The following is a 12,127-nucleotide window of genomic DNA, read 5'->3' on the forward strand; positions in this document are numbered from 1 at the left end:
ACCGGACTTGAGCGGTGGAGAACGCTCGGCGCCAACAATTCAGGGCTTAAAAGCACTGGACGGTGCTGGATGTCAGTGGTTCCCGCCGGAACGAAAAAAGGACCCGGAGGTCCTTGTTTCGATCGCTGACAGAATTCCACTGAATTCTGTAGCGCTACGTTTGGAGCGGGAAACGAGACACTCGTTTCCCGCGCAATTCGTTGATTCCAAAGAGGTTTTAGGTACGCCTCGTTGGTTGACGGGCTACGTTGTGTACTACTTCGGCAAAGCTGGCAACCCCTACCTGAAAGGCCGATAGCCAGCAGTGCAGAGATGTCCGTGGAACGCTGCACGGAGTATGCCCAACCCACTCGCAAGACCTCTAACCACATCCACCGCCGAAAGACGCCCGCCAAAGACAGTCAAAACTGACAGATTATTACACCAGCAGTTGTAGGACGTCTCTTGATCGTCCACGCCCTATTGAAGCGCCAAATCTTGTCTGCCTAGAGTGGCGACAGCTGTAGGACTGGCGTTGCAGCTCTCAACCAATATAGATAGAAGAGTGCACGCGATGAGTGGCGCCATTTCGAACAGAGCCACCCACACAGAACCAACACCTATCGCCTCGCCCGAAAACACCCTTGAATCGACGCCTACTGGCACCAAACCTGAACCGCTGCTTGCAGATCCCGAATTCGACCTGCGCGGCGTGGCCTGGAACCCGCTGTGCGATGCCGCCACGCCGCTGATCGGCCTAGTAATTCGCCTGCGTCGTTTAGACCGGCACGACGATGTGTCCGCACTGTACCAAAGCGTCAGCAACCAGATCACCACGATCATGGAAGAAGTCAACCAGCTCGACTACGACGCCGGCATGCTCAAGGCCTACTCCTACAGCCTGTGCCTGCTGTTGGATGAGGTAGTCATGAGCACTACCTGGGGCAAGTCCTCCACTTGGAGTGCACGCTCACTGCTCAGTCAGTTTCATGAGGAAACATGGGGCGGCGAAAAATTCTTTACCGTCATGAACAACATGATCCCCGAAGCGGCCAGGTACCAGCATGTGCTGGAGTTCATGTACCAGTGCCTGATCTCCGGTCTCAAAGGCAAATATGGCGCCCATGCCAAGGGCGATGACGAAATACAAAAAATCATCGACCAGCTGCACGGTCTGTTGCGCCCCCTGCGCGGCGAAACACCCAAGCGCCTGACCGACCCGTTGACCAACGTTGTGCCACGTAACTACCGGATCAAACGTACGTGGCCATTGTGGACGCCATGGGCACTGGCCGCCGCCGTACTAGTCACGGCTTACACGATCTATACCCTACGACTGAACGCCATCACCCAAGAAGTCCTTGCCTCACTGGACAAAATTCTCAAGCTCTAACTCCCATGTGAAAGCCATAAGGAGGCTCTATGCCTACCGTCGTTTTGGTCGGTCACGACCATGCTTGTCCAACGTGTGGCCCAGTCACTGTCGCCAGTGGATCAGGGAGCTTCACTGTCAATGGCCGGGCTGTTGCCCGCGCTGGCGACACACTCAGTTGCGGTGCCGTGATCATCAGCGGCTCGCCGTCAATGATCATCAACGGCAAAGCCGTGGCCCGCGTCGGTGACACCACCGACCACGAAGGCGTGCTGGAAAACGGCGACGACAGCTGGTTGATCAACTGACCCACACTCACCACAAGGAGGTTTCATGCCCCGTCAAAGCGACCTGCGTTACACCTTCCAACCGCTGCGGGGCGATCCCTTCGAAGTGGTCTCGTTCACCCTTGAAGAAGGCCTCTCCCAACCCTTCAAACTTGAGCTGGAGCTGGTCAGTCATCACCCCGCCATCGACTTCTACCGCATGCTCGACCTGGCCGCCGTGTTCACCATTTGGCGCGACGACACCCCGGTGCGCTACGTGCATGGTTTGGTCAGCCTGTTCCAGCAGGGCGACACCGGCTTTCGCCGCACCCGCTACACCGCCGTGGTCGAACCGACCCTGAAGCGTTTCGATCTACGCTCCGACTGGCGCATCTTCCAGGCCCAGACCGTGCCCGACATCATCACCAGCATGCTGGCCGAGCAGAAACTGACCGACATCCGCAGCGAAATCTGCTTCGAACACCAACCCCGTGAATACTGTGTACAGGCCGGCGAAACCGACCTCGATTTCATCGCTCGCCTCGCCGCCGAAGAAGGCCTGCTCTACACCTTCGAACACCGCGCCGACGGCCACATCCTCGTTCTTACCGACCGCGTCGGCGGCCTGGGCACCATCGGCACGCACACCGATTGCCCGGTGATCTACCAGCCCATGAGTGGCGGCGACGCCCTGGAACCGGCATTGACCCGCTTCCACTACACCGAACAAGTGCGCACCGCGCGCCAGGTGCAGCGCGACTACACCTTCACCCACCCGCGCTACAACCAGCAGCACACCGCCACCGGCGACCAGGACCTGAACAACCAGCACAAGGACTACGAACGCTACGACTATCCGGGACGCTACAAACGCGACATTGCCGGCAAGCCCTTCACCAAGACGCGCCTGGCCGCACTGCGCAACGACGCCAAGCTGGCCCATGTGGAAGGCGACGATGAGCGCCTGCAACCGGGATTGGCCTTCGACCTCAACGATCATCCCCGTGAGGACTTCAATGATCGCTGGCGCACCATTGCCATCAGGCATGAGGGCAAACAGCACACCAGCCTGCAGGAAGAATCCTTTGGTAGCGGCCTCGGTACGTCTTACTCGTTGAAGGCCAGCGCCATCCGTTGGACCTCCGATTGGAAGGCTCCGCTGCGTCCCAAACCCTGCATCGACGGCCCACAGATCGCCACGGTGGTTGGGCCTCCGGGGGAAGAGATCTATTGCGATGAATGGGGCCGAGTCAAGGTGCAGTTCCCGTGGGATCGCTCGGACAAAAACAACGACCACAGCTCCTGCTGGATCCGCGTCACCCAAGGCTGGGCCGGGGCGACCTGGGGCTCCATGGCGATCCCGCGTGTGGGTCAGGAGTTAGTGATCAGCTACCTGGACGGAGATCCTGATCAGCCGATCGCCACTGGGACCGCCTACAGACAGACCAACCTGCCGCCCTACCAACTGCCGAAACACAAGACGCGGATGACCATCAAGAGCCGAACCCATAAAGGTGAAGGTTTCAATGAGCTGCGCTTTGAGGATGAGCTGGGGCAGGAAGAAGTTTATATCCATGCTGAAAAAGACAAGAACGTCCACATCAAGCACAACAACACCACCTACGTGGGTAACGACCGAAGCGAGAAGGTCGAACACGACGAGCAGGTAGACATCGGCCATAACCGCAACGAGCGAGTAGGTAACGATGAGCACATTGCTATTGTGCAGGATCAGCATTTGGAACTGGGCCGTGATCGAATTCAGACGCTGGGGCGTAATCATCACACCAGCATCGGCGGGGACCGAGTCGAAGAAATTGCCAACAACCGGCATGATAAAATTGCCGCTGACCATAACATCCAGATCGGAGGCAGTGCTGAGCAATCAGTCCGGAACCGCTACTACCTGTCCGCAGGGCAATGCATTGAGCAAAAAACGACAGTGTTCGATGTCACATCGGGCGAACGCATTGTTCTGAGAGCCCCCGGTGGCAGCATCACGATTGATAGCGATGGCATTACCCTTGATGGGCTGACCATCAAGATCAAAGGCCCCGTCACCACAGACGCAATCGGTACGGGCAATCCGCTTGGCAGTCCACAATCGCCTCCCGCACCGCTTGGAGCATTCCTGGGACGTTACACGTTGCTGAAGAACGATCAACGTGCTTTCGCGGGCTATCGATATCGCATCACCGATGGCGCCACCCTACTCACCGAAGGCCTGACCTGCCCCCAAGGGGGAACTGACTGGACTGTTACCGAGGCATCCAAATCCGTGCAAGCTCATAAGGCAATCATGCGCGACGATCAGCGAATCACCGAAACCTGGCAGCCCTATCTGATGGCTTTCGACGATGAAGCCCCACCCGTAGAGACCAAGGCCATTTTTCCTGATGACTTTCTTGCTCAGCACAGTGGAGACCTCGACTGATGCCAGTAGCCCCCATTGCCCGTACTCTCGCTCACGTTATCGATAGAGCCTATCGGGCCTACCGAGCAAACCAGGCTTATGAAAACGCCAAAACCGCCGCCGAGTTAGCCCAACTCGCAGTAGAGATTAACGAGCGAAGAAACCAGATTAAAAAAATGCTTCGAGCAACTATTGAAGCAATGACGCGTGAAATCGACGTCAAAAGCTCCACGTTTGCCGCAGTGGACCGGGGTGGCAATAGCACGGTTTCTCGAAGAGGCAAGGAGAACTTGAATTTCAAGGAATACATTGAACGTAAAGTGCCTTTTCGCCCAGCCATTAGCCAAGTCTGCACAGTTGCTTTGCAACTGCCGATCAAAGTGCCACGCCGTATCAGCAAGAAAATTGCCGGCGATAAAATTGAGACCACTATTGAAGTCGCCCTAAAGCAGTTCACGGCTTCTCTGTTTTTTGAAGCCGTAGATGAGGCGCTGCAATGGCGAAGTTCACTCAAGGCCGAGCCCAATTACAACGGCACCAGCAAGAAAGCCTTACTGGGGATCCCTGCAACTCGTCCCAAACGGTTCGGCAGCGATATTCAGCCGTTTTGGCCACGGCCTGGAGGATTGCTAGCGCCTGATCTAGTCGTTGTTGAGTACCGACAAGAGCCATTCGAATCGGAAAATGTGTTTGCGGCAGTTGAGATCAAGTTTCCAGGGGATTGGGTAAAACAAAAACAGATCGACCAGTACGCTGAGCTTATGGAGCCGAGAACTGGCGTCAACCGAGAAAAAATTGGTCGGGAGAAAGTGGCCTTGCTACGCGTTCCGGAGGATTGCACTGGCTCTGAAACGGATAACAAACAGCCCCCGACATCCAAAGGCACCAAAAACAGGAGGTGAACGTGAGTACAACCCATGGTTTGTTTGATGAAGATGAGCGTGCTGAATTCATTGCAGAGCTCAAGGAGTGGCCAAACACTGATTGGGGTACGGATGATGCTCGACACAGTGTGAGCCCTTTCATCAACTTCTATTTCCCCCCTGCCCCAGACAAACACCAAGAAGAAGCGCTGCTGATGGTGGATATCCACGAAGCCTTTGAACAGCTCCTTGGCAAGCCTTACACCGTTGGCACCCATCCAATTTCGGAGCGCCCACACCCATATGGCTCGAAACGCCTGCCAAATCTGCGTGAGCAGGCCAGGAAAAGTTTCGACGACGAATCCTTTGTTTTTAATTTTACCGACGAAAAAAATCATGCCTCGTCACCGACGACAGCAGGATATTTCTGGCGCACATGGTTCAAAAAATACGAAGGAAGAAGAACCGCGTACTCCTCAATCACGTTTTATTACCGCTGGCAATGGTGGCTGGACAACCGCGAAGCGTGGCGCTGCTTTGTGCTCAAAACCATTGACCTGCTCAAGGCGCATCAGGTCTACAGTGGCTTCGCCATGGCCAACCCACTCGAATTTGGTACGCGATCAGCCGTTACCACTTGGGAGCGAGCACTAGCCCCCAACTTTCACGGCCTGGATATTGACTACGCCTTTAACATGCGCGGCGAACTGCTCAACGGCATTCGCCCCCCCACCTGGGCCTTCCTGCTTGCCGACCACTGGCGCGAAAAGCTTGACCTGACCCGCGAACAAGTGCATACGGCGCTGTCTCACCCACACATCAGCATCACCGAATTACAGAGCGGCCAATGGATTGAGCTGGGCGAACAGCCAGAATTGTATCCGGTCGAGCAAGGCGTGCCCGAACTGCCCATGCTCTTGAACAAACTGCTCAAGCCCATCCGCTACGACGATTTGGGATTGCTGGGCTTCGGCCAATGGGACGGCGACCCCAACGAACGTTTCACTGACGCTGACAGTCGTCGCTGGATGTCCCGCTTTGACGCCGACAGCGATTGGCCCACGCCAGCAATGCGCTTCATTGCTCCATCGCCCATGCCTTCCGCCCAAACCTCTACGCCAATGCCTCTTCGTATGGTAGCTGGAACAGCTTGTATTCAAGCCGGATGGTGGCTGGTTCCAGGGCAAGCGGAAACCCGGCGAGCCTTCAAACAGGGCGAGATCATGCCAGACCTCAATGCGGCGTCCACAGATGATTTGGTGACATGGCAGCGTGACTTTGATCAAACACCACCAGAGCCTGCCCGCTATGCCAATACCCATGATCCGGCTCCTCGCGCAGGGCGCTGGGAAGTTGAAAACGACCGCTTCATCGCACGCGATGTTCAGTTGAGCGAACCGCTACCCGCCCACGAAGGCCGAGTCGTGCGCTGGCACTGGACGGTCAGCGGCATGCGTGCGAACAGCGGTCAACCCTGTCCGTATCCGGGTGCCTGGGTGTGTGAGTATAAGCCGGGGAGTAAGCAAGTCATCGAGCATGGCGTTCTGATGCCGACAGTCGGTGGTGAGAGAGTCGTCTGGCTTTGGATGGGACTGGAGCCATCGTGATAGCGACGGACAGCGGCCCAATAAGACAATCCTCCAGCATCTAAGCCCCCCTTCACCAGCCAGTGGCAAGTGAACCGCAACGTGGTTCGCGCGCCAGTGGCCGACAAGGCCGTCAGGCCGCGTCAGCCTGAATTGGGTCATCTGTGCCAAAGAGTGATCGCGAGTAAGGGCCGTCACTGCCGCCGCAGTGACGCCCCCCAGCAGCCCCGCAACAATGCGGCATCGCGCAGTTCCTATTTACGTTGGCACTGCATGACGATGCCCTGCACACTGAGCCTGCAACGACCTGCCGGTGGGTCTCATCACCGGAACCCCTGGCGCCGGCAGTAAGCGTCACACCGTGCGATTGACTCGCCGATGCCGTACCCATCCGGTTGCCCAGAGCACAGGTTCCTGAAAGTGCTATCCCATCTCGGGAGGAACCATCCCAGATGCGCCCAGGTTCCACGCTGCGCATCGCCCCCTACCCACGGGGTGGAACCCTGTTCATCCATGGCAAGCACCTTGCCTTCCTCCCTCTTCCGTGCCCTGGGCACGTGTTCGTCTGCGGCAACGTATTCAGGCGCAATGTCTGTCGCCTGCCTTCCACTCTCTCACTCCACAGGAGGTGTTTATCACGGCAACCAAACGTGTCGTTTCTTGGCAACATCCCGCCTCGCGCTTCCCACAGGAAGCACGGCGGACGCCTCATCGAGGCAACAGGTGATCTGAGCACCTGGCCCCTCGGGGATCTCGCCTTGGCGAGTTGGCACCAACACTCACCGAATGCAACTCAGAACAACACAGAACACCGCAGCCCCCCATGGAGCGCACTATGGACGATCTCACCTATACCTTGCGTCAACTGTGCCAGCGCAACCGCGATGGAAGCAACACGACACAAGCCGACCGCCAGCGCAGTCTCACCCTGATCGCTCGCCAATTGCGCGAAGCCGGTTTTCGGCAGATGCGGGCCACTTCGCTCAAAGGCAAGCATATCGAAACGCTGATTGAACGCTGGCAGGCCGAAGGGTTGTCTTCAGGCACCCTCAAGAACCGTTTGGCCCATCTGCGCTGGTGGGCCGAGAAGATCGGCAAAGCAGGACTGATTCCTGCCGACAACACCCGATTGGGTGTTTCTGCGCGCCGCGCCACGCCCCATACCAACAAAGCACAGGCGCTGGGTGACGGCCTGGATCACGTGAGCGATCCCCATGTGCAATGAGCCTGGCCTTGCAAGCCGCATTTGGTTTGCGGCGCGAGGAGTCCATCAAATTCCAGCCACGCTTCGCTGATCACGGCGATCACATCACCCTCAAGGGGTCATGGACCAAGGGCGGGCGTGAGCGCGTCGTGCCGGTCACGACGCCAGGGCAACGAGCACTGCTTGAGCAAGTCCATCAGTTCGCCGGAGCCGGCTCTCTGATTCCGGCGCACAAGACCTACATCCAGCAACGCCATGTCTATGATGGGCAGTGCAAAGCGGCGGGACTGAGCCATATGCACGGTCTGCGCCATCGCTACGCGCAGGAACGTTACGAAGCGTTGACAGGGTGGAAGGCGCCCGCCGCTGGCGGGCACACGGACCGGCCGACCAGCTCCGCTTTAGTAGCTTTCACAGACCTAGGCCTGGGATGAGATCACCATCAATTCATCCAAGTTTTCGTCCGTACCTCCGGTGAGTCGACTTTGTATCGGTACTAACCCCTTGGGGTGATGTACCCGATCCCAGGCAACCTGATCAGCTTGATTGGCTCGGTAGCATCGTTGCTGTCGGCTTTCGAAACAGCTGCGAAATTAATTCGACTGACTTAACCCACAATCCGCAGCCCCTAACTTGCAAGTATTAATGCCGGTTGAGCCTCTCGATGACATGCCCGCGCATCGATTGCACCGTTCATTACCTGACTCCTCTACTGATAGTGATGCAGGCGTTGAAGACGCAGGGCTACGTGCATGCCATCGCACCAAAACTCTTTGCAAGGTTCGACAGCGTTGATCGATTTGACCACCTGCGTCTACCCAGCATCATGCAGGTAACGTCGATGATCGGTCCGAGAACAAACCTCTAGAAACATCACAAGCTGAAACGTATCAGCCTCAACAAAAAACTCAATTATGCATAAATGCATTTTTTCCCTTGACCCGAAAGGAGGAGTCTTTTACAGTTAAATGACTGTATATAAATACAGTATTTTTGATCAGTATTTATTTGAATCCATTCATGGACGAGGTTTTCCCCTATGAAAAGCAACACTGAGAAATTTGGCAAAACACCCCATCAACCCAGCCTGTGGACCCGAGCCGATGCGCTGAAAGTCCGCGCGGACGACCCCACTACCACCCAGCCACTGGTCAGTGCGAACTTCCCGGTACTGAGCGACGAGGTATTTATCTGGGACACCATGCCGCTGCGTGATATCGACGGCAACATCACCTCTGTCGATGGCTGGTCAGTGATCTTCACCCTGACTGCGGATCGTCACCCGAACGACCCGCAATACCTCGACCAGAACGGTAACTACGACATCACCCGCGACTGGAACGATCGCCATGGCCGGGCAAAGATGTACTACTGGTTCTCCCGCACCGGCAAGGACTGGGAACTCGGCGGCCGAGTGATGGCTGAAGGGGTTTCGCCGACCGTTCGCGAATGGGCCGGCACGCCGATTCTGTTGAACGAGCAAGGCGAAGTGGACCTGTACTACACCGCGGTCACGCCGGGCGCGACCATCGTCAAGGTGCGTGGCCGTGTGGTGACCACCGAGCATGGCGTCAGCCTGGTCGGCTTCGAGAAGGTCAAGCCGCTGTTCGAGGCCGACGGCAAGATGTACCAGACCGAAGCGCAAAACGCCTTCTGGGGCTTCCGTGATCCATGGCCGTTCCGCGACCCGAAGGATGGCAAGCTGTACATGCTGTTCGAGGGCAACGTGGCCGGCGAGCGCGGCTCGCACAAGGTCGGTGAAGCAGAAGTCGGTGATGTGCCGCCGGGTTATGAAGACGTCGGCAACTCGCGCTTCCAGACCGCCTGTGTCGGCATCGCAGTGGCCCGTGACGAAGACGGCGACGACTGGGAAATGCTGCCGCCGCTGCTGACCGCGGTAGGCGTCAACGATCAGACCGAACGCCCGCACTTCGTGTTCCAGGACGGCAAGTACTACCTGTTCACCATCAGCCACACCTTTACCTATGCCGATGGGGTGACCGGGCCAGACGGTGTGTACGGCTTTGTCGCAGATTCGCTGTTCGGTCCGTACGTACCCTTGAACGGTTCCGGCCTGGTACTGGGAAATCCGTCTTCCCAGCCGTTCCAGACCTACTCGCACTGCGTGATGCCCAACGGCCTGGTGACCTCATTTATCGACAGCGTACCGACCGACGAAACCGGCACGCAGATTCGTATCGGCGGCACCGAAGCACCGACGGTGGGGATCAAGATCAAAGGGCAGCAGACGTTCGTGGTTGCCGAGTACGACTACGGTTACATCCCGCCGATGCTCGACGTCACGCTCAAGTAATCGCTACCCAGGGCTTTCAGGCAGCGGGTTTGAGCTCGATGAAAAACTCGTTGCGGATAGGATCGAGATATCCCACCTAACTTACTGCGACTTTGCTCGGGAACCCTCTTGAACAATACGTAGTAACAACCCTTTGTTACTGGCTGCAAGGATGCAGCCAGTAATGGGTATCCCCCCTGACAACAACTACATCCGCGCGCTCGTTTATCTCGTCTGCTAAACAGCACGTGAAGATTCTCAGGATTTGCGAGAGCGTGCTCTGGCGCCCCTCCTTCAGGCTCAGCCTGCGGAACTCCACCCATAGATTGAACACGGCCTCGAAGGCCTGCTCTGCCGCAAAACGAACAGCACGACGCTGCTGTTTACGGTGCTCATAGGGTCGGCAAAATTTGTCTGGATATCTAAGCGCGCATAACTGTGCATGAGAAGACCTTAAGGTTCGCCATGTGATTAGCTCTTCACGGCTTGCAAGGTTCGTCATTCAGACCTCAATGCAGGAAAAACCCACCCACAATAGTTGCCTCTCACTGTTCATGACCGCGTATGCGACCTCTGCAATCGTCCTGTCTTGAAAGCAATGCGCTAACCGGACTTTCTCCTGAGTGCGGCAGATGTCAAAACCACCTAGAGAGGCTTCAGGGTGGAGCGTAAGGATTGCATGCCGACTTGCATAGGCCGGCCACCACCCTTGTACGCAATCGAGCACCTTGTATAACTTTTTGCAAGGCGTCTAGAGAATCCTGGGCGATTCATTTTTCTAGCTGTCGCCATTCTGACACGTATCGTCGAAATCATTAAAGGCTTGTGATGGCGCAGAGCCATCACTGTGCTATATTCATCCAATCATCCATATCAATATTGATTATACCTGCCCCCCCTTCTCAGATGACCGCGCCAGTTTTCATCGGTCACGGCTGATTACCAAAGGAACGCTATGAACTCTTGGTTCGCGAATATCAGCGTCATGCTCAAGCTGGCCTTGGGCTTTGCTGTTGTACTCCTTCTAACCGCCATCCTTGCCGCGACCAGCTGGTTCAGCTTGGGAAAAATGATTGACCGTAGTAATCGAATGGCCAGCATCACCGAACTCGGCAACCGTCTTGATCATCTACGGAGGGCCCGTTTTCAGTATCAGGTGGACAAGGGTGACGAGCAGCAAGGTGCATTGATCCAGGATGCGCTGGAACTGTTTGTCGCCAAGCAAAAAAGCCTCGCAAAAGAACTGCAGCAACCTGAAAACTTGCAAAGTCTTGCGCTGATCAACCAAGCCACCACTCAGTATCAAATGGCAATTAATACGATGCGCGAGGCCTATCGCAATAGTGCGGCCACCCGTAAGGAAATGGCCACCAATGCGGTCAAAGGCGCCGCGCTGATTGCCAAGCTCATCAATGACGTAGAAGCAATGCCAGTCTCTGATCAGCGCCGTTATGAGTTATACAAAGTCATCCTCAAGGCCAAAGAGGATGTCGCGCTGGTGCGTTATGAAGTTCGTGGCTACACCGGCAATCCCAACAGCACCACGGAACAAGCCGCCGCCCGCCAGCTTGATAGTGCGCTCAAGGGCATTGAAACCCTCAACAACACCTTTGGTGCTGCCTATGCCGATCCTATCAGGCAACTGGAAACCGCTCTGATGGCTTACCGCCGCTCAGTGCAGGATTTTACAGCCAGTAATGGGGCTATCGACCACTCCGTACAGGACACTGTCAATTTCGGAGGGGCCATCACCCGTCTGACTGATGAAATGTATGCCAGACAGCTGGCCGCCCTTGAAACAGATAGTGCTCAGGCCCGCACGCTGCAGTTGAGTTGCACTGCTCTGGCAATGTTATTGGGGCTTCTTGCAGCTCTGATAATCACCCGCCAGATTACTCGCCCATTGCAGGAAACTCTGGCTGTGGTCGATTGCATTGCAGCGGGCGATCTCACGCAAAACATGGTCGTGACCCGTAGAGACGAACTGGGTGTGCTGCAACAAGGTATTCAGCGCATGGGTCGTACCTTGCGCGATCTGATCGGTGGTATCCGCGATGGAGTCACCCAGATCGCCAGTGCAGCGGAAGAGCTTTCAGCTGTCACTGAGCAGACCAGCGCTGGGGTCAATAGCCAGAAAACCGAGACCGACCA

Annotated in this window: 6 protein-coding genes and 2 pseudogenes; all 8 read left to right on the forward strand. The window is 56.4% G+C overall.

The annotated features are described in order from the left end of the window. Positions 1 to 553 precede the first annotated feature (553 nt). Positions 554 to 1,372 (forward strand): type IVB secretion system protein IcmH/DotU, encoded by an 819-nt coding sequence (icmH, locus tag INT12_RS14960; RefSeq protein WP_046483801.1) that lies wholly within the window; start codon positions 554 to 556, stop codon positions 1,370 to 1,372. Between the two features lie 29 nt (positions 1,373 to 1,401). Then, the gene (locus INT12_RS14965) at positions 1,402 to 1,659 is read left to right on the forward strand and encodes a PAAR domain-containing protein (RefSeq protein ID WP_026140151.1); all 258 of its coding nucleotides are present in this window, start codon (positions 1,402 to 1,404) and stop codon (positions 1,657 to 1,659) included. 25 nt (positions 1,660 to 1,684) lie between these two features. Further along, positions 1,685 to 4,051, forward strand: a complete 2,367-nt coding sequence (locus INT12_RS14970; protein WP_193040121.1) for a type VI secretion system Vgr family protein — start codon at positions 1,685 to 1,687, stop codon at positions 4,049 to 4,051. Continuing rightward, a complete protein-coding gene (locus INT12_RS14975) occupies positions 4,051 to 4,932 on the forward strand; it encodes a hypothetical protein (RefSeq protein WP_046483807.1) in 882 nt (293 codons plus the stop codon). The genes INT12_RS14970 and INT12_RS14975 overlap by 1 nt, the downstream gene beginning before the upstream one ends. A 2-nt stretch (positions 4,933 to 4,934) precedes the next feature. After that, positions 4,935 to 6,500 (forward strand): type VI immunity family protein, encoded by a 1,566-nt coding sequence (locus tag INT12_RS14980; RefSeq protein WP_017847968.1) that lies wholly within the window; start codon positions 4,935 to 4,937, stop codon positions 6,498 to 6,500. Between the two features lie 814 nt (positions 6,501 to 7,314). After that, a pseudogene (locus tag INT12_RS14985) lies at positions 7,315 to 8,057 on the forward strand (phage integrase N-terminal domain-containing protein); the annotation flags it as partial. A gap of 665 nt (positions 8,058 to 8,722) precedes the next feature. After that, positions 8,723 to 9,997: a glycoside hydrolase family 68 protein gene (locus tag INT12_RS14990; RefSeq protein ID WP_017847970.1), complete on the forward strand. Its 1,275-nt coding sequence runs from the start codon at positions 8,723 to 8,725 to the stop codon at positions 9,995 to 9,997. 964 nt (positions 9,998 to 10,961) lie between these two features. Beyond that, positions 10,962 to 11,999 (forward strand): annotated as a pseudogene (locus INT12_RS31995) (methyl-accepting chemotaxis protein); the annotation flags it as partial. Positions 12,000 to 12,127 lie beyond the last annotated feature (128 nt).

Source organism: Pseudomonas sp. K8, assembly GCF_014889455.1.
Taxonomy (GTDB): Bacteria; Pseudomonadota; Gammaproteobacteria; order Pseudomonadales; family Pseudomonadaceae; genus Aquipseudomonas; species Aquipseudomonas veronii.